The following is an 18,856-nucleotide window of genomic DNA, read 5'->3' as shown; positions in this document are numbered from 1 at the left end:
TTTCTTTGACAATTTTATTACACTACTATTGAGTGCATACATTTTGCTTTAATTTTAGATATATTACCTTTTATAAACAATGAAAGAAGGGTACCTCTCATGAAAAAAGAAACCATTGTAATTATGACATCCCTCATGTTTCTTCTCTCGGCATGCAGCAACGATCTTGATAACAAGGAACAATCCGGCCACGAAAATATGGAGCATTCCCAAGGCGGCCACGGGGACAGCCATGGCGATGGACACCAGGAAGATCACGAACATTCCGATGACATCTTCGGAGAAATGGACAAGAATCAATCCTATGAGCTTCCCGATGATGTTAATGAAGGAGCCTCACGGAATCTGCAAACTCTCATGACCAAAAACAGCACCCGATTGAATACGAGTGAGGCGTCCGCAGCATCCATCCTTACTTCCCAGATGATCTGGCCGTCCACTCACAAGAACAGCCAGCCCGGCACGGTCATCCTGATCCCGGAAAACAACTGGCAAATCGGTTTGGCCGCTGTGGACCTTATCCACCACCCAAACAACGGACCCGTCTTATACTATAACGAAAAAGGGATACCCGAGAACGTGATGAACGAAATCAAACGATTGAATCCTAAAGGTAATGTGAACAAGACACAGATCATGGTGATGGGAGATGCACCCGCTTCCGTCAGCAAACAGCTGAAGGGGTATGCCATCCAGGAAGTGAAAGGAAGCTCCCCTGAGGAGTTTGCTGCTGAAATCGACCAAACCTATGCCGGGGTGACAGACAATCAGTATCCGGAAAGCATCATCATTGTTTCCTCAGAAGAAAAAGCAAAGCCGTATTCGCTTCTGGCAGCGAACTGGATCGCTCACATGCCTGAACCGGTCCTTTATGTGAATGATGAAGGGATCCCTGAGGAAACGAAGAAAGCACTGGAAAAGCGGGATGGCAAAGCGAACCTTTACCTGCTTGGAGCGAAGGACGCCGCAACGGATGAGGTCGCAAAGAAATTAAAAGTCTATGGAGACGTGACGAGAATAAAAGGGACCGATCCCGTATCCATGAGTGTGGAATTCGCCAAATTCAAAGATAAAGACACCGGCTTCGGCTGGGGATTGACAGATCCCGGACATGGAGTTTCTTTCATATCCACCTCCACACCGCAGCTTGTCATTCCGGCGGCCCCTTTTTCCCATCTCGGGAAACACGCCCCCCTCATCTGGCTCGAGAACGGGAAAGTGAACAAGCCTGTGGTTGACTTTTTGGGGGGAATCAAGCCTGCTTTCAAAGAAAGCCCGCAAGAGGGACCGTACAATCACGGGATCATCGTCGGCGATTTAGAAGCCATTCCTTATCAGACACAAGGCATACTTGATGACGCCCTTGAAATCGTTCCTGCCAGCGGAGAAGCACATGGAGGACATTGAGGCAGATACGGAAAGGCAAGCATTTTAGGGGCTTGTCTTTTCTTCGTTTGTCTTTCCTGATTCATCAGAGCTAAAATGAACTAAACTGCATAAATTCTTCAAAAAATTCAGGTACGATATGATTGATGAGAATGGGGGTATTCCGTGAATAAAATTTCAACAAAATTAGCTCTGTACTTTACGGTTGTCGTGTTGATCATGGAAGCTTTTCTGATGTTTTACCTTCATGAAAAAATCGTCGACAACCGGATCGGTGAAGAGCTGAAATCCATTCAATATAGAGGAAACAGCCACCGTGATGTTTTAGAGGATAACTATTCCCAGAATACCCTCCAGCATATCGCCCTGATGGAGTCAAAAACAGAAACGGAAGTATTGATCACAGATAGAAATCACAAGAAAATCATCAGCTCAACCGATCTTTCTTCCAAGCTTGGAGACCTGATGCAGCGTACGCCTTCTTCCCTCGACAGAGAAGGGGAAATCCTGGAAGCGGATTACCGGGATCAGCGCTATCTCGCTGCCGTCACTCCCTTCAAAACAGACAGCGAGTCAGGCTATGTGTACATGTTTAAAAGCACAGCACCCCTCCGCGAGCTGATCAAGGAGCTGAATGCCCACTTCTTGATTGCCGGTATTTCCAGTTTATGCCTGCTGATCATCATCCATTTCACCCTATCCAAAATCCTGACCAGGCCCCTCATCCGGATGAAACGAGCCACTGAAAAAATCAGCGAGGGTGATTATGAAGTGACTCTCCCCCGGCTCGGAAATGACGAGATCGGGGAATTGGGGGCATCGATCAACAAACTGTCCAAGGATTTAAAAACGATGAAACGGGATCGTGCCGAGTTTCTCGGCAGCATCTCACACGAATTGAGAACGCCGCTTACATATGTGCAGGGATATACGAATGTGGCACTGCGTGAGAATATTGATGAACACGACCGGCAGGAATACTTGCGGATCATACAGGAAGAAACAGGCACCATCGTGGCGCTCGTGGAAAATCTATTCGAATTGGCCAAGCTGGATGAAAATACGTTTACGATTTTGAAAGAACATGTTGAACTCGGCCCTTTACTGCGTAAAATTCAGACAAAGATGGCACCCGCTTTTAACAGCGAAGGGATTCAGCTTGTGGTCGAATGCCGTGAAGAGCTGACCCTGCATGCTGACCCGATCAGGCTTGAACAAATACTCTTGAACCTTCTCGATAACGCAAGAAAATATTCGAGGGAAGGCTCCGTGACCAGACTCCAAGTCACATCCCAGGCTCAATCCGTGGTTTTTGCCATAAGAGATGAAGGAATCGGCATTCCACAGTCGGAGATTCCCCGCATTTTTGAACGTCTCTACCGGGTTGAAAAATCAAGATCACGGGAACTTGGAGGCACAGGGTTGGGGCTTTCCATCGTCAAAATGCTGGTAGACGCCCATGGAGGGGATATTTCCCTGACAAGTACAGAAGGAATGGGAACAACGGTTGTTATGACCATGCCCAATAAGGAGGGTGAAGAATGAACACCATTTTATTAGTAGATGATGAGGCACGAATGCTGAAGCTGCTGGAGCTTTATTTAAACCCTGGCGGCTACTCGATAATAAAAGTGAATAATGGATATGAAGCCATTCAATCCGTTAAAAAGAAGCCGGTCGACCTGGTGCTTCTCGATATCATGATGCCTGAATTGTCGGGCTGGGAAACATGCGAACGGATCCGTTCATTCTCAGATGTTCCGATCATCATGCTGACGGCCAGGGATACAAAGGAAGATGTCGTAAAAGGGCTGAATGCCGGGGCGGATGATTACATCACAAAGCCATTTGATGAAGAGGAGCTCCTTGCCCGTGTGAACGCCCAATTGAGAAGGAAGAATAATGAATTCGCATCAGCACAAAATCACCAACTGACACGGGGGGATTTCACCCTCGATTCCAGCTCCTATACATTCCGGCATAAAGAGCAGCAGATTTCACTCACCATGAAAGAATTCAAGCTGCTGGAATCCCTGATGAAAAACCCTGAACGTGTCTACACCCGTGATCAGCTTCTCGTGATGGTCTGGGATGCCAATGCCACAACGGAAGCAAGGACGGTCGACTCTCACATCAGGAATCTCCGTGACAAACTCAAACGTGCCGACTTCCCGATAGAGGGTCATTTAACAACCGTTTGGGGAATCGGCTATCAGTGGAAAATATGAAAAGGAAAGCAGGAGATCGTATGAAAAAATTGATTGGACTAATCGCTGCAGCAAGCATTGCCGCAGCTGGCTGCTCTTCTTCTGAAGAAGAAGGATATACATTCAAAGAGGCGGCAAGCGGGAATATCGAACATCTCCACGGAGCGGGCTATCCGAATGATAAAGAGTCATTTGTCATCGCGACCCATAACGGCTTATTTAAATATGTAGATGGTAAATGGCTTGAAGCGAACAGTAAAAAACATGACTATATGGGATTTTACCCGTACAGTGAAGGATTTTATTCAAGCGGTCATCCTGAAGAAGGCTCTGATCTGAAAAATCCTTTGGGCCTGATCAAAAGTACCGACTATGGCAAGAGTATGGAGAAACTTGCTTTCTACGGAGAAACTGATTTTCATTATCTTGCAGCCGGCTATGATTCTGGTATAGTATATGTTTTAAATCAAGAACCTAATTCGACTCTGGAAGCCGGTCTCTATTCAACCGGGGATGAAGGAGAAAATTGGAGCAAGAAGAAAATGGCTGGATTCGATTCAACCGGCATCGGCGGCATGGCTGTCCATCCAACCGATAAAAATATGATGGCGATCGCCAGCCGGGACGGCCTCTTCCTATCTGAAGATGGCGGAGACAATTTCAATGCAGTAACCGAAGGGAAAATGACAACAGGCATTTTTCTAGGGGAAAAAACAGGGGTGTATTCTTCCATTGAGAATGGAGAAATCACACTGGTGGAATTCGACCTTGAAAGCGGCAAGGAGACCCAGCTTCAAGCACCCGCTTTGAAAGAGGATAATCCCATCATGCATATCACGCAAAACCCAACTGACCCTTCAGAGTTTACGATTGTGACATATAAAAATGATATTTACCGTACGGCCAATGGCGGGGAAGAATGGGAAGAAATCATGGCTGAGGGTACGATTGAGTAGCACCGGCCGCTTGTAGTCTGTTAAAATAAACTTCTTAGCACAGAAATGGAATTTTCGATGTCAGATTAAGACACGTTGAAGGAATGAAGAGAATGGACTGGCTCGCACTCACCATAAAGGAAATAATAGAGAATCATTTGAATGGGAGTGCCGTCTTAGTGGCTGTCTTCAGCGTATTGGTGAACATTCTGATCAGCATTGCCGGAGTGCTTCCGAGCTTTTTCATCACGGCTTTGAATATTTCTTACTTCGGGTTGGAAACGGGACTTCTCGTCTCTATCATCGGTGAATCGCTCGGGGCCATCGTCACTTTTATTCTCTACCGGAAAGGGATATCCGCTGCAAAGCTTGATAGGATTTCAACCAATCGATATTTTTTAAAATTGAAGCATGCAAAAGGAAATGAGTGGATTTTCCTGCTGTTTATCTTCCGTATCGTCCCGTTTGTCCCTTCAGGGGTCGTAACAGCGGCAGCGGCTTTCAGCAACATCCCCCTCGCCGCTTTTGCCGTGGTGAGCACGGCGGGAAAAATCCCGGCTCTCCTTCTGGAAGCTTTGATTGTGGTGAATGTAATCGAAGCGTCAAAAGGGACATGGATCTTGCTGAGTGCGGCAGCGGTGCTGGGGCTTGTATATGCAGCGGTCCGATATGTACGTCTGCGGAGATAAAATGTTTAACGCCCGGAAGATTGGATTCCGGGCGTTTTGTTATGTGTTATTTGTACCTGGTACATTAGAGCGTAAGTGTACCTGGTACACCAGACAGGGGCACAGGTACCTGAACAAGATGATTGATGTTTCAAGGGGAAAATCCTGCGCTCAAAATCATCCGCTTAATGATTTCCCCTGTTGTTTCACGCGTTCAAAATCACTCTGACTCACATGGAACTTTCCCTCTTTTGCCGCTCCATTGTACTTCTCCTTGAATTTTTTATGGAAATAAGAATGTCCTGCAGTCACGCGCACGTACCCCTCCATCATCAGGGCGACGGCGAACATCGCGCTCGCAAAGAACAGGATCGGGGTAAGCGGTACCCACGGGGCGCCCTGAAGGTACCGAAAGGAGTCGCCGATCAGACCGGACCATTCATTGGTCATTGATTGGGGCGGGTCCTTTACTGGAGAGTAATCCACATTGGTCCCTCCCACAAAAAGTTTCAGCAAACCGAGATGAATGAAAATGATGAGCGTCTGCATGACTTGCTGGCCGAACATAATCACAAGCTTGTCTTTCAATGAAGGCAGTATATGCTTAAGAATGATTCTCAGTTTGTTGGCTCCTAATACTTTCGCGCTCAAAATAAATTCTTCCTTATAAATCAGTGATATTTCATTTCCCAACAGTGATGAAATGATCGGGACGATGAGAAGTGTCAGCACAAGTATTTCAAAGATGAACCTTTCCGTCATAGTCGTTGTGAATCCTTCAAACGGCTCCCATAACACGGGTTGAAGCAGGAAATATGCGAGTATCGATAACGGCAGGTAATGGAAAGAATCAATCGTGCCGTTTATGGATTTTCTATATTTTCCGAGGTAGATACCGAGGACGAATCCGATCGGCAGGGAGACAGCCACCCTCAGGAACGCAATGATAAAAGCAGTGATCAGCGTATACTTGGCACCGATCACGATCTTGCCCAGCATATCAAGCCCAAGTGGATCTGTTCCAAACGGATACGCCCATTTCGGTGAAATCGGTGCTGCCTCAACGGGAAATCCATTTTCAGAAATAAAATAAAGCCTTCTGATTTCATCCCCCCACAGCATCGAATACAGGAAACTGGCCAGAATCAATAAAGCGATATACAAAAATCCCGTCAGAAAAAAGGGATTCTTCCAAACACTCCGTTTCATCATAGCTCCTCCCCCCTGTTCGCTTTACGGGACAGCACCACTTCACCGACGTTATAAAAAAGAAACAGAGGGATGAAGATGCTGAATAAAGCGAGTGTGAATAATGTCGGCTGCAAGGTGGACATGAGAAAACGGGTGATGCCCGGAATATTGAACAGCAGTTCGACGACGAATAAATTCGACAGCATAAACCAGACCGTTTTCTTTGACTGAAAAAACACCGTGATGACGGCATTTCTGAGAATATGTACAATCAGTATGAAAAATCGTCCGAACCCGATTGATTTTGCCAGCAGCACATAATCCTTCTTCTCTTCTTTCTCAAACGTTAACATGGTCAGCCGGTACAGCTGAATCGTCGGAAGGATCGCCAGCACCAGGATCGGAAGGAGATATACTTTTTCTTCATAAGTGGCGGCGATTCCAACCAGGACCTCTCCCGATTGTTTGTAATAATAAAGAATGACGAGCTGCAGAAGCAAAATGATGAGGAGATCGGGGAGTGTCTCCAAAAGATAGAAACCGAATTTAATAGATTGCCTGATCCGCTCTGAGAACATCATGGTGATAATCGTGAGGATGACCGCCATCAGCATGGCGAGGAAGAAAGAAGAGAACAGGACGGTCAGCGAATATTGGACCGGCTCCCACAGGTACGGGAACAAGTCCCGCTCCTTCTGGCCCCCGATCACTTTATACGTGAGTGCCGAGGGATGCATGAGTGCTTTCAGAATCTCTTTGACCGTCTGCCAATAGGCCCCCCATTGCCATTCTTTATTGGCAAGGCCCGATATGAGAACCGGCAGCCCGCCCATCAAGACGATTCCGGCTGCTGATAGAATGAAATTTTTTAAGATATGGAGAATTTTCATTGAATGCCTCCCTGTTTACACTATCATAAGTAAAATTATACCAAATGAGAGGGTGTTTGGAAGGGAAAATAAAAAAATCAGGCAGACGCTTTTGAAGCTGCCTGCCCGATATGAGAAAATGCCCGCGTTCATATTTGAACTGACTGATTCAGCAAGTGATTACACTGAACAGTTATTAGGTCCTGTTTCCATTTCTTTCTTTTTGTCTTCATCCGGTTGTTTTTTGCCCATATTGGTTTCACGGATTTCTTCGTGGCTGTTTGGTTGGTCCGGCAGGTTATCGGTGACCATATGCCGGAATTCTTCCGGATTTTCCACGTTCAGCTTTTTGTTTTTTTCATAGAGGCTGTTCAATTTATCCGATACACTTCCGTCGTCATTCAACTCGCTCATTTCACCGAAGTGCGATGGGAGGACGGTTAAATCCGAGGAAAGATTTTTATAGCGATCATACAGCGTTTCCCTCAAGTCGCCTACCCAATCATCCGCTTTGCCGGCAAGATCCGGACGTCCGATCGATTCGACGAACAGAATATCACCCGTGAGCAGGAATTCATCATTCACGATGAGGCTTGTGCTCCCGATCGTGTGACCCGGTGAGTAGAATGGCTTGATTGACACATCCCCGACTTTGATTTCGTCCCCGTCTTTCAGCGGGGTATATTCAAACTCCACTCTTTCATCATCTTTCTCAGGAAAATAGTAAGCTGCTCCGTTCTGTTTCGCGATTTCACGCCCGCCTGAGATATGATCGGCGTGCAGATGGGTATCCATCACGGCCTTGATAGTCAGTCCCTGTTCCTCGATGAAGTCCGTGTAGAAGTGCGTCATGCGGTTTGGGTCGATAATGGCCGCTTCCCCATTGGATTCGATGACATACGATAAACACCCTTTACCGAGACGGACGAACTGATAAAGGGCACCGCCATCCCCTGGAAGTTTACTGATTTTGACCGGTTCCAGATGCTCGCTCCATCCGTTCATACCGTCCACCAGATGGGTGACATCCTTGACCCCGGCTTCTTTCAGGATTTCCACTCCGTCCTGGGATGAAATCCCCCTTGCGCAAACCACGTAGATCGGGCCATCTTCCGGCAGCTTCTCCTTTGCTTTCTGCGGATTTTCCTTGATTTCTTTAAGAGGGATATTCATGCTTTCGACCGAATCGCCCTCGATCTTCCAGTTTTCATAATCGTCTTCACCGCGGACATCGAGGATGAAGACATTTTCTTTTTTCATGATTTTCTTGACTAAGTCCTTTACTTCAAGTGGTTGAAGTGACATTGAATCTCCTCCTACTTTTTTGCTGTACTTTCATACTCGTTGTATACCCTCTTCCGTATTGTTAAAACGTAAAAAGTGGAAGTCGAACATGTCTTTTGACAGACAAAAGAGTGTGTTGTATCGTTAATAAATCCCGACTAAATCAATGTGAAAACAATTTTAAAATGGAAGATTCTAATAGAACCTATTGGGGAAACTATGTAATAAAGGAGGAATTTAGATGAAGGCAATATGGAAGGGATATCTTGATGCTTCACTTATTTTAAAAATCACTGTTGCCCTCGTCCTTGGTGTCATAGCCGGCCTCGTCTTGGGCAAGGATGCCTCTGTACTCACACCGCTTGGAGACATCCTGATCCGGCTGCTTAAATTTTTGATCCTGCCGCTGATTCTGTTCACCCTGATTGTCGGGGTCAACCAGACAAGAGTTAGCAGACTCGGCCGGATGGGCGGGAAAATGTTCTTATACTATGTATTGACTTCCGCGATGGCCATCATTGTCGGAATAACCGGCGCCAGTCTATTCGATCCCGGAACCGGGATGACGCTGGATACGAAAGAAACATTCGAAGTACCTGAAAACCCTGGAATCACGAGCGTGTTATTAAGCATCATTCCTGAAAACATCGTGACGGCATTTTCAGAGTTCAACCTGCTCGGAATCATCTTTACCGCTCTTACCTTCGGGATTGCCATCTCCTATTTACGATCGAGTGACCAATTCCATGACGCAGGCGAGCAGGTGTACAAGCTTGCTGAAGGATTGAATGAAGCAACGCTCGTCATCATGAAAGCGGTATTGCAATACGTGCCGATCGGAATTTTTGCCATCATGGCGAATACGGTCGGAAGTCAGGGGATGGATACGCTCGTATCGCTTGGCAATATGGTGCTGGTTCTTTATGCAGCGATTGCCGTTCAGATCGGTCTCTATATTCTGTTTATGATATTCTTTAAAATCAGACCGGGCAGATTTTTCGCACAAGCCCGGACACCGATGATCACTGCTTTTGTCACGCAAAGCAGTTCAGGGACGCTTCCCCTTACGCTGAACGCGGCGAAAAACCTGGGATTGTCCAAAAGCCTTTATGGCTTCAGTCTTCCTCTCGGGGCGACCATCAACATGGACGGTGCCGCGATCCGCATTGCGGTTTCAGCCGTTTTCGCAGCTAACGTCATCGGGGAACCGTTGACGATATCCGAGATGCTGGTAGTCGTTTTAATTGGGACGCTCGCATCGATCGGGACTGCCGGCGTACCGGGCGCAGGGATTGTCATGATCGCGACCGTCTTTGCCCAACTTGGATTGCCGATGGAGACGGTGGCGCTCTTGACTGCCATCGATGCTTTGGTTGGAATGGGAGCAACAGCCCTGAATGTGACAGGTGATTTAGTGGGGACCGCGATTATTGATAAGACGGAGAAGGATGAGGTTGAGTCTGTCTAGATTCGTTGGTTTATGCTCCTTTACCGGGAGTGTTTTCAGTTGAACAGACCGCCTTGATATGTAAAAAAGCTTGCAGACATAGACTCTGCAAGCTTTTTTTTATTAATATTATGAAACCTGATGACGGTCCCACCCTGAATCCTGATCGGCAAACAGGATTCCCAGTTCGTGATGATCGCCTTCGTAAAGGGCACCTTGTTCGAAGCGATTTTCTCCATTTGTCCCGAGGACCTCGAGTTTGCAGTAGGCCCCATTTTTCTGGAGCGCTTCATAAAATTCTCTTTCTGTGTGTACGTCTGTACCGTTCACCTTCAGAATGATTTCCCCTACTGCGAGGGATAATTTTTCTGCAGGTGTTTGAGGAAGGATGCCAAGTATCATGACGCCTCTTGGCTGTCTTTTATAGTAATAAGGCTTCGCATCTTCCGAAGAGCGGAGGCGATACACAATCCATGCGCGGCCGAGGACCGCGATGACCCCTGCGGCGACCGAAAACATCGGTGCCCAAAAGCCTGTAACAGCAAGCGTGAGGATAAAAGCGCCAAGCCAGAATACCCGTGAGCCCGTTTGCTTGATCGCGATTTCCGGCAATGTGCTTTTCACAAGCTGCTGGAAACCAAGCAGGAATGGGACGCACAATAGCGAATAACTCTGTGTGCCAAGCGTGAACACCGGCCACCAGTCGAACGGCAGTGTCAGATTCCCTGTCGGCAGCAGCACAAACATCGGTACCAGCCAAAGCTTCTTGCTCTGATGAACCCCGACCTTCAATCCCCGCTCGCTTTTAATCAGGCGCGGAGAAGTATGCTTCCAGCCGTTCAATTTGATGAGCATGCCTTCTATTAACGTGAGCACCCCTGCTAGGACCATCACTGAACTCAGCAGCCCGAGATTCAAATCTTCCACATAACTATGTACATAAGGGATTTCCCAATCGAAATAGCGGACCGTCACGAGGAGGAAATAAGAAAATCCGACTGTGATGGCTGCAGAAACAAGATGAAAGTTTCTGGTAAGGGCAAACAGTACACTCAAAGCCCCGATCAGAGTAAGGGCGATCACCGGGATGACAAGACCCGCTCCGATTGAGACCAGAGAAAACACCAGCCCTATTGCGATTCCATATGATAATAGAACACGTGTATCATGATATCCGTCCAATAATCTTGTGTTAAAATCCTTGCGTTCCCTCTTAACCCGGTAATATCCAGTCAAAACCGCTAAAAAAACGGATAAAAACAGAACCGGGTGAAGAATGAACTTACCCAATGCTTTCAATACGTCCAATAACCAAAGCTCTACCAATGTTCCGTCACCCCCTCAAATCTATCGATTGATTGTTATCTTATATTTTATCAAAATACTATGCTAAAACCTATTGCAATTTTTTTCTGATTCTATTACATAGGGGAAATTTCCATCATGTGCAGTGTACAATAAAAGGTTTTTCGACAGCATCCCTGATATTTTCCCGGGAAATGATGTCGTATTTTCTGGTTTGGTTGGGGATTTTATGGGTGGGGGGTGGTTTGGTAGAGGGTGGGGTGCCTGGCTCAGAATGGCGGGTTTGAGCCAGGTTCATTTCTTGTTGTTTGAGCCTGGCTCATTTATTGTGAGTGGTGCCAGGCACAATCTGCCGGTTTTGTGCCAGGCACAAATCGACTCTTTTGTGCCTGGCACCTGATCATTATATTGTACCTGGTACAAATCCCGGTCGATGTACCAGGTACAAATCACTCGCTATGTACCTGGTACACAGAACTTCCCTCATACCTTTACACCCGCAAACGACAAAAAGACCGCCTCCCGTATCGGGAAGCGATCCAACATGATTATTCGTTTGACGTCTGTGCCTTAGCAATGCGGTTCACGTATTCGATCGCTGCCTGCAGCTGGAGATCGTTCTTTTCGTTCTGTATTTGCTGATAGATTTCAGCCTGCAGGTGTTCCGCTGTTTTACTGTCGATGACTCCGTTCACGTCCAGGCCTTGCTGGATCTGGAACTCCTTGACGGCCATCTCTGTTTTCTTGCTGTAGTAACCGTCTGTCCGGTCGAGCGTGAAGCCGAGCCCTTTCAGCATTTCCTGGGCATTCTTGACTTGCTCGTTATTCATTTCAGGCTTCAGCGGTTTCTCGAGTTGAAGAGGATGGGCATAGTAGTAAGCCGGCTGTTTGACCGCGACATCAGGCCTGATCCCCTTCTTATGGATCCAGTTGCCGTTCGGTGTGAGCCACTTATACATGGTCAGTTTGATGTTGCTGCCGTCCCCCATCGGAACGGCCTGCTGGACCGTGCCTTTTCCGAAGCTCTTCGTCCCGATGAGCGGATACCCTTCCGTCTCCTTCAGGGCACCTGCCAGGATTTCCGATGCAGATGCACTTCCTTCGTCGATCAGGACGACGACCGGATAGGCTTTCTTTTCTTTATTGCTGGAGAAGGATTTCATCACTTCACCGCTTCTTTCCTGGATCTGGATATAAGGCTTCTTTCCCGAGACAAATTCCTGGAGGATCTGTTCGACACTGGATAACAGCCCGCCCGGATTTCCGCGGACATCGATCACCAGACCTTCCACCTTTTTCTTTTCGAGCTCCGTCAGCTGCTTCTTGAAATCAACCGCTGTATTCTCGGAGAACGTCGTGATCTGGATGTACCCGGTTGTGGTCCCGTTCACTTTTTTCACATCGGAATGAACGGTTTCGACCGGTATATCATCCCGCTTGACGGAGACTTGGATCGGTTCCGAAACACCTTCCCTCAGCACCTCGAGTTTTACTTTTGTGCCCTTTTTCCCTCTTATCTTGAGAGTGGCTTCATATAAATCGAGGCCGTCGATGCTGCTGCCGTCAATCTTGACGATACGGTCATTCGGCTTAAGTCCCGCTTCTTCTGCAGGTGAATTTTTAAAAGGAGCAACGATGATCAGTTTCCCGTCCATCATCGTGACTTCAGCCCCGATCCCTTCGAATGAAGAATCGAGGGCATCGTTGAACTGCGAGGCCGTCTCGGCGTTCATGTACACCGAATAAGGATCGTTCAACGTCTTCAACATCCCCTGTATCGCACCTTCCACGAGCTCTCCTTTATTTACGTCCTGAAAAAACTTCTCGCTGATCAGATCATAGGCCACTTCCACTTTATGAAGCTTGTCATTCACCTCTCCATTGCCCTCGAACTCCGTCAGCCCGTCCCCTGAATCGGTGACTTCAAACATGGTGACTCCCCCGTACATTCCGCCTGCCCCGATCAGCATGCTGATCACAATTGTGATGATAAGCTTTCTGCCTCTCAACTCCATATTTCCCCCTCCAACTTGTTGTCATGGCTGATAAGAAAAGCGCCGGCTGCATGAAGGTTGGTTTGTCCATATTCACGTCACTCATCAACTGACCGCCGTTATGTATAAAACGGACGGCTCGTCCTGTTGAATATCATTGAATGACCTGTATCACAAACTACCGCAGCCGGACACTTTAAAAAGCTCGGACCACTTTTAACAAAAAAGACACCACACAAAAACGCGCTTCTTCGCGGTGCGGTGTCTTTGCTTATTAAACTATATGCCGGAGGAGGACGGGTTATGATACTTTAGCCGTTCACAACACGGTTGGGTTGATATTTTTTCAGATGGGAAGAAATCATGCTTCCCCATTTCTCGAACTCTACTAAAAAACCGTCGTGCCCGAAGGCAGTGGAAACGAAATAATGCCTCCCTGCCCGTACCTGGTTTGTGAAGCTTTCCAGATACTGAGGCGAATAGATGAGGTCCCCTTCGTAGCTGATGGTGATCAGCTCGGTGGGATAATTTCGCGCAATATCTTCCATCGAACAGGCGCGGTCCCTAGTCAAGTCATGCGAGTTCATGGCTTTCAGGAGTGTCAGATAGCTGTTCGGATCGAATCGTTTTGCGAGCTTCTTCCCCTGGTAGTTCAAATAGCTCTCCACCTGGAAACAACTCTGTGCTTCTTCACGTTTGAACCGGTCGTCAAAAAGCTGGGGAGTTCTGTAGGTGACCATCCCTGCCATCCTCGCAATCTCCAAGCCTTTTAAATGAGTTCCCGGGGAGTAATGACCGTTTTGAAAATCGGGATCTGATTCGATCGCCTGGATGCCGATATGGTTAAAAGCCAAGCCGTAATCGCTGAGAGCAGGTGTGACGGCAAGGGCAAATACCTTATCGACGTATGATGGATACATCATCCCCCACTCCAATGCCTGCATCCCGCCCAAAGAACCGCCGATCACTGCTTGAAGGTGAGGGATCGCCAGTCCTTTCAGTGCCAGATATTGAGCTTTGACCATGTCTCTTACAGTGACTTTCGGAAAATCCCTTCCATACGGCTGCCCGGTTGAGGGATTGATGGAACCGGGACCGGTGCTGCCGTCGTTTCCGCCCAATACGTTAAAAGAAAGGATGGTGTACTCATCAGGGTCAAGGTACGAACCAGGTCCGATGAGTCCGTCCCACCAGCCAATGCTTCCCGGGGTCCCTTTTACAAGGTGATTCCCTGTGAGAGCGTGACAGATGAGGATGACCGGACCGTCTTTTCTGCCGATTCTTTCATAAGCAAGCTCCACCTGTTCCAGGGTGGAGCCGCATTCTAATGTCAGAGATGGGATCGTAATGGAGTTTACTTCGTATCGGGTCGTTTGGGTGTGGGGATTCTCCATTCCGTCTCCTCCTTTTTTGGTAAGTGTTTTTTGGGCAGGCGGGTTTCGTTCAGCCCGCCATACCCCTTTTTATCATTACAGATGGGGCCTGATGTGTTGTACTTTTATCGTGTGACCGGCCTCACTGCTGAGTTCTTTGACAAAACTCTTCCCGGATTAAACCGGGGAAGCTGCCAATGCCGCTTCGATGGCGCTGTCAAGGTCTTCGATCAGGTCTTTACTGGACTCCAGACCGACTGATAATCGAACTAATTCTTCGGTTACCCCGGTTGTGCGCAATTCCTGTTCATTCAATTGCTGATGGGTTGTCGAAGCCGGATGGATGATGAGTGATTTCGCATCCCCGACGTTTGCGACATGTGACCAAAGGGTGATGTTATCGACAACCTTGCGTCCGGCGTCCCTGCCGCCTTTGATGCCGAATACGACAATCGAGCCGGCACCTTTTTTCAGGTATTTCTGCGCCAGTGTGTGGGACGGATGCTGTGCGAGACCAGGATACGATACCCATGCCACACCGCTGTGCTGATCGAGGTGCTCGGCGATTTTCAATGCATTTTCCGTATGCCTTTCGATTCGCAGGTGAAGTGTCTCGAGACCCTGCAAAAGAAGGAACGCATTTTGCGGACTCAAGCAGGCACCGAAGTCACGCAGCAGCTGCACCCGGAGTTTTGTGATGAAGGCTGCTTCACCGACATCGACTGCATATCGGATGCCGTTATAGCTGCGGTCTTCATCGACAAAGCCCGGGAATTTTTTATTATTCCAGTCGAACTTACCGCCGTCGACGACGATTCCCCCGATCGCTGTACCGTGACCGCCGATCCACTTGGTGGCTGAATGGATGACGATGTCCGCGCCCCATTCGATCGGTTTGCATAAGTATGGAGTGGCAAATGTATTATCGATGATGAGTGGGATTTCATTGTCATGAGCGACTTTCGCGACCGCTTCAATGTCCAGCACGTGAAGACTCGGATTTCCAATCGTTTCGGCAAAAACAGCCTTCGTCTTCGGTGTGATCGCATTGCGGAAGTTCTCCGGATCGGACGGATCGACGAAGTGAACTTTGATGCCGTACTTTGGAAGCGTCGTGGAGAATAGATTGTATGTGCCTCCATAAAGATTCGTCGCTGCGACGATTTCATCGCCTGCTCCCGCGATATTCAGGATGGACAGCGATATCGCGGCCATCCCTGAAGAGACACCAAGTGCACCGATTCCGCCTTCCAACAGGGCGATCCGCTTCTCAAGGACATCAACTGTCGGGTTCATGATACGGGAGTAGATATTCCCCTCTTCTTCAAGTCCGAATAACTTCGCAGCGTGCTCACTGTTATCAAAAACGTAAGATGTGGTCTGGTAAATCGGGACTGCACGTGAACCTGTTGTTGGATCCGGTTCCTGTCCGCCGTGTAGTAGTAACGTTTCAACATCGAATGATTTTGTCATAATGAATTCCTCCTGGTTTTTGGTTTATTGGGTTTCCGCTGGCATTGTGGGTGAACGTGTTTGAATGCTGATGATGGATGGTGCCGGTCTCGGTGACAGCAGGATGTGATGGCTGCCTTTTCACCGAATCAGCCATCCTTGGGCTAGGAATTTTTAAAGAAGAGGAAAAATCAAAAACCCCCTTCCTAAGAAGAGGGTCTAATTTAATAGGGGTCCTCCTCTTATCTTTCAGGCAGTCTGCCTGCAGGAATTAGCACCTTTTCATGTGGTAGCAGATCGTTCCTGCGAACATGAAGGTTGCCGGGCTTCATCGGGCCTAGTCCCTCCGCCTCTCTGGATAAGAGCGATTTAGTTGTCTTTTAAGTAGTGCGTTGAGATGAATTATAAAGGCTGATTCATTCAACGTCAAGGGTATTTTCTGATTTTTTTTATTATTTTGTTTTTTGTTTTATTTAGATTGGGCTATTAAACCGCAGTTGTTTTCCGTGCATGACTTCGCTTTCCGCGGGCGAGCGGGGAGCCTCCTCGGAGATTTGCTCCTGTGGGGTCTCCCCTGCTTCGCTTATCCCTCAGGAGTCTTCGTCTTGCACTCCAACCAACAGCTGGAAACAGTTAAAGTTCGCCCATCATTCATGCAAGTCAAACTTTACTCGATAGATTTTTCGATTGCTGCGTTGAACTGGGTTACGATGTCTTCTGAGTCTTCGATACCTAACGATATGCGTACGACATGGGTGTTTATGCCGAGTTTTTCCTGTGCTTCTTTCGGCAGGGCGCGGTGTGATGTCCCCAGCGGGTAAGAGACGGTCGTTTCCACTCCGGCAAGGGTCGGCACGATCTTGATCCAGCCGAGGGATTTGAAAAATGCACTGATGTCACATGATGGATCGAGCTCGATTGTCACGATGGCACCGTGGCCTTTATCGGAAAGGTTATTTGGATAGTACACGTTTTTCACATGCGGATTCGTTCTAAGATTATCAGATAATACTAGGGAATTATGGGCCTGTGTGCCCATTCTAAGGGCGAGCGTCTTTGCACCTCTTGCCGTCAGCCATGCCTCGAACGGACTCAGGTTGGAGCCCATGTTGACGACTTTTTCCCTGGCCTTACTTACTAATTCCTCTTTTCCTGTCACGACGCCTGCGGTGATATCGCTGTGTCCGCCGATATATTTTGTGGCACTGTGGGCAACGAGATCGACGCCTTCCAGATAAGGCTGGCGCAGGTATGGTGTTGCGAATGTGTTATCGATGATCGTTTTGAGATTGTGTTTCCCGGCAAGCTCGACCAGCTGCGGAATGTCCTCCACCCTCATGAACGGGTTGGTCACCGTTTCACTGTACAACAGCTTTGTCTGCGGCGTGATGGCCTGTTCGATTTCTTCACGTTTGGTGAAGTCGACGAAGGTTGTCTCGATGCCGAAGCCTTTCAGTTCTTCCTTCAACATATGGAAGGTGCCCCCGTACAGGTCTTCCGCTGCCACGATATGATCGCCGGTTTGTACCACCGACAGCACGGCAGCAAGGATCGCCGACAAGCCTGAAGACGTCGCCACCCCGGCCGGTGCACCTTCAAGGGCCGCCACCATCTGTCCAAGTTCATCCGTATTCGGATTTCCCGTCCTTGTGTAGAGGTAAGGCGATTTTCCTTCATAGAACCCTTCAAGCTCTTCCAGTGATTTGAACGAAAAAGCTGAAGTCTGATAGATTGGCGTCGTTTTGCTGCGGATTTCCTCGGTACCTTTTAACTGGCTATGTACGACTTTCGTTGTGAATTTCATGTATGTCATCCTTCCTCTTGTAATCGATAGTATTTAGAAGAGTGTATCATATTCAGAAGATTGCGAGGAAGGAAAATGTTTCGGGGGCCGGATTGTTTTTTTGAAGTGCATTGAGTTATTAGGGGATTAGGGGTGCTTGGCTGGAGTTGCAGCACGGTTAGGTTTTTTTGATAGAGATGAAGAGACTGGTGGTATAGGAGGCTGGAATTTTTGAGCTGAGGTTACAGCGGTGTAAAGATTTTTCGACAAGTGGAACGTATTTTTAGGAATTTGGTTTGTATTTTAAAATGTTGCATGTGTTTCAGAAATCTTGCACGTATATTTTTAAATTGGCACGTAAAGTATGAAAAGTGGCTTGAATCCCTGTACCGAGCAAATTTTTTTAGGGTGCATCGAGGTGTTTTCTCCTTGAATTTGATTCATCCCGAAAGAAGTTAACAGAATCGGCTGCTAAAACAACCATTTTTATGTCTTTCGCTGTCATTTTACACCTTCCCAAACAAAAAACACCCGCCGCCAACGCAGCAGGTGCTCTTCCATCCAATCCTATACCCGGTCCATACAAGCGATCAATCGATCTTCAATGTCCAGCGCGATATTTTTAAGTTCATCATTATCCACCAGCTCAATCAACTTGCTTGGCTTCGCCATGCCGACCTTAGTCGTGCCGTTTTCAGTATAAACGGTGACTTTACACGGCAGGAAGTAGCTGACAAGCATGCTTTGTTCGAGCACTTTCTTTGCCTCATGAGGATTGCACACTTCAAGGATCACGACTTCCTCATTGAAATCGAGGCCTTTTTCCTCAAGCTTTCCGGCAAGATCGAGATTCCAAAGAACGCCGAAGCTCTCCTCTTTCAGCGCAGCTTCCACCTTCTCCGCCGCTTCTTTCACACTCAACGAAACTTCTTTTGTGTAATGAAACATCCAATACTCCTCCT

The 18,856-nt window shown here is 47.7% G+C and carries 15 protein-coding genes and 1 riboswitch; of the genes, 6 read left to right on the top strand and 9 right to left on the bottom strand.

From position 1 onward, the window contains the following. Positions 1–99: 99 nt before the first annotated feature. The 5 genes from HWX64_RS14650 to HWX64_RS14630 all read left to right on the top strand — a co-directional run bounded on the left by HWX64_RS14650 (position 100) and on the right by HWX64_RS14630 (position 5,217). Positions 100–1,407, top strand: a complete 1,308-nt coding sequence (locus HWX64_RS14650) for a cell wall-binding repeat-containing protein (RefSeq protein WP_175990279.1) — start codon at positions 100–102, stop codon at positions 1,405–1,407. Between the two features lie 144 nt (positions 1,408–1,551). Then, on the top strand, positions 1,552–2,931 hold the full coding sequence (locus HWX64_RS14645; protein ID WP_175990278.1) for a cell wall metabolism sensor histidine kinase WalK: 1,380 nt from the start codon (positions 1,552–1,554) through the stop codon (positions 2,929–2,931). Beyond that, positions 2,928–3,614: a response regulator transcription factor gene (locus tag HWX64_RS14640; RefSeq protein ID WP_175990277.1), complete on the top strand. Its 687-nt coding sequence runs from the start codon at positions 2,928–2,930 to the stop codon at positions 3,612–3,614. Before HWX64_RS14645 ends, HWX64_RS14640 begins: the two co-directional genes overlap by 4 nt. A 20-nt stretch (positions 3,615–3,634) precedes the next feature. After that, on the top strand, positions 3,635–4,549 hold the full coding sequence (locus HWX64_RS14635; RefSeq protein ID WP_175990276.1) for a F510_1955 family glycosylhydrolase: 915 nt from the start codon (positions 3,635–3,637) through the stop codon (positions 4,547–4,549). A gap of 92 nt (positions 4,550–4,641) precedes the next feature. Then, a complete protein-coding gene (locus HWX64_RS14630) occupies positions 4,642–5,217 on the top strand; it encodes a TVP38/TMEM64 family protein (protein WP_175990275.1) in 576 nt (191 codons plus the stop codon). Between the two features lie 156 nt (positions 5,218–5,373). Here HWX64_RS14630 and HWX64_RS14625 read toward each other — a convergent pair whose 3' ends face one another. From HWX64_RS14625 to HWX64_RS14615, 3 genes are all read right to left on the bottom strand, one after another. After that, positions 5,374–6,408 (bottom strand): ABC transporter permease, encoded by a 1,035-nt coding sequence (locus tag HWX64_RS14625; RefSeq protein WP_254871160.1) that lies wholly within the window; start codon positions 6,406–6,408, stop codon positions 5,374–5,376. Next, entirely contained in the window at positions 6,405–7,277 is an 873-nt protein-coding gene (locus HWX64_RS14620; RefSeq protein WP_175990274.1) for an ABC transporter permease subunit, read from the bottom strand. Before HWX64_RS14620 ends, HWX64_RS14625 begins: the two co-directional genes overlap by 4 nt. A gap of 159 nt (positions 7,278–7,436) precedes the next feature. After that, complete coding sequence (locus HWX64_RS14615; RefSeq protein WP_175990273.1) at positions 7,437–8,561, bottom strand: MBL fold metallo-hydrolase; 1,125 nt, start codon at positions 8,559–8,561, stop codon at positions 7,437–7,439. 220 nt (positions 8,562–8,781) lie between these two features. Between HWX64_RS14615 and HWX64_RS14610 the strand changes: the two genes are divergently transcribed. Next, positions 8,782–10,008: a dicarboxylate/amino acid:cation symporter gene (locus HWX64_RS14610; protein WP_175990272.1), complete on the top strand. Its 1,227-nt coding sequence runs from the start codon at positions 8,782–8,784 to the stop codon at positions 10,006–10,008. Positions 10,009–10,116: 108 nt separating this feature from the next. Here the strand turns inward: HWX64_RS14610 and HWX64_RS14605 are convergent, their stop codons facing one another. From HWX64_RS14605 to HWX64_RS14580, 6 genes are all read right to left on the bottom strand, one after another. Further along, positions 10,117–11,313 carry a PDZ domain-containing protein gene (locus HWX64_RS14605; RefSeq protein WP_175990271.1) on the bottom strand — a complete coding sequence of 399 codons (1,197 nt, stop codon included), beginning with the start codon at positions 11,311–11,313 and terminating at the stop codon, positions 10,117–10,119. Between the two features lie 527 nt (positions 11,314–11,840). Next, the gene (locus HWX64_RS14600; RefSeq protein ID WP_175990270.1) at positions 11,841–13,307 is read right to left on the bottom strand and encodes a S41 family peptidase; all 1,467 of its coding nucleotides are present in this window, start codon (positions 13,305–13,307) and stop codon (positions 11,841–11,843) included. A 290-nt stretch (positions 13,308–13,597) separates the two neighbouring features. Continuing rightward, positions 13,598–14,680, bottom strand: coding sequence for a homoserine O-acetyltransferase (locus HWX64_RS14595; RefSeq protein ID WP_175990269.1), 1,083 nt, complete (start codon positions 14,678–14,680; stop codon positions 13,598–13,600). Between the two features lie 156 nt (positions 14,681–14,836). Next, positions 14,837–16,132: an O-acetylhomoserine aminocarboxypropyltransferase/cysteine synthase family protein gene (locus tag HWX64_RS14590; protein WP_175990268.1), complete on the bottom strand. Its 1,296-nt coding sequence runs from the start codon at positions 16,130–16,132 to the stop codon at positions 14,837–14,839. 218 nt (positions 16,133–16,350) lie between these two features. After that, positions 16,351–16,476: riboswitch (SAM riboswitch) on the bottom strand. A 302-nt stretch (positions 16,477–16,778) separates the two neighbouring features. Next, positions 16,779–17,915 carry a PLP-dependent aspartate aminotransferase family protein gene (locus tag HWX64_RS14585; protein WP_175990267.1) on the bottom strand — a complete coding sequence of 379 codons (1,137 nt, stop codon included), beginning with the start codon at positions 17,913–17,915 and terminating at the stop codon, positions 16,779–16,781. A 546-nt stretch (positions 17,916–18,461) separates the two neighbouring features. Next, the gene (locus tag HWX64_RS14580) at positions 18,462–18,842 is read right to left on the bottom strand and encodes a DUF302 domain-containing protein (protein WP_175990266.1); all 381 of its coding nucleotides are present in this window, start codon (positions 18,840–18,842) and stop codon (positions 18,462–18,464) included. Positions 18,843–18,856: the final 14 nt, after the last annotated feature.

Source organism: Bacillus sp. Marseille-Q1617 (assembly GCF_903645295.1).
GTDB lineage: Bacteria > Bacillota > Bacilli > Bacillales > Bacillaceae_B > Rossellomorea.
The sequence above is the reverse complement of the archived record's forward strand: the minus strand, read 5'-3'. Positions and strand labels throughout refer to the sequence as shown.

Bases quoted from the DNA above. Each gene is read 5' to 3' on its own strand.
- HWX64_RS14650 (WP_175990279.1), top strand. From the start codon at position 100: ATGAAAAAAGAAACCATTGTAATTATGACATCCCTCATGTTTCTTCTC.
- HWX64_RS14640 (WP_175990277.1), top strand. From the start codon at position 2,928: ATGAACACCATTTTATTAGTAGATGATGAGGCACGAATGCTGAAGCTG.
- HWX64_RS14635 (WP_175990276.1), top strand. From the start codon at position 3,635: ATGAAAAAATTGATTGGACTAATCGCTGCAGCAAGCATTGCCGCAGCT.
- HWX64_RS14630 (WP_175990275.1), top strand. From the start codon at position 4,642: ATGGACTGGCTCGCACTCACCATAAAGGAAATAATAGAGAATCATTTG.
- HWX64_RS14625 (WP_254871160.1), bottom strand. From the start codon at position 6,408: ATGATGAAACGGAGTGTTTGGAAGAATCCCTTTTTTCTGACGGGATTT.
- HWX64_RS14620 (WP_175990274.1), bottom strand. From the start codon at position 7,277: ATGAAAATTCTCCATATCTTAAAAAATTTCATTCTATCAGCAGCCGGA.
- HWX64_RS14615 (WP_175990273.1), bottom strand. From the start codon at position 8,561: ATGTCACTTCAACCACTTGAAGTAAAGGACTTAGTCAAGAAAATCATG.
- HWX64_RS14610 (WP_175990272.1), top strand. From the start codon at position 8,782: ATGAAGGCAATATGGAAGGGATATCTTGATGCTTCACTTATTTTAAAA.
- HWX64_RS14600 (WP_175990270.1), bottom strand. From the start codon at position 13,307: ATGGAGTTGAGAGGCAGAAAGCTTATCATCACAATTGTGATCAGCATG.
- HWX64_RS14595 (WP_175990269.1), bottom strand. From the start codon at position 14,680: ATGGAGAATCCCCACACCCAAACGACCCGATACGAAGTAAACTCCATT.
- HWX64_RS14590 (WP_175990268.1), bottom strand. From the start codon at position 16,132: ATGACAAAATCATTCGATGTTGAAACGTTACTACTACACGGCGGACAG.
- HWX64_RS14585 (WP_175990267.1), bottom strand. From the start codon at position 17,915: ATGAAATTCACAACGAAAGTCGTACATAGCCAGTTAAAAGGTACCGAG.
- HWX64_RS14580 (WP_175990266.1), bottom strand. From the start codon at position 18,842: ATGTTTCATTACACAAAAGAAGTTTCGTTGAGTGTGAAAGAAGCGGCG.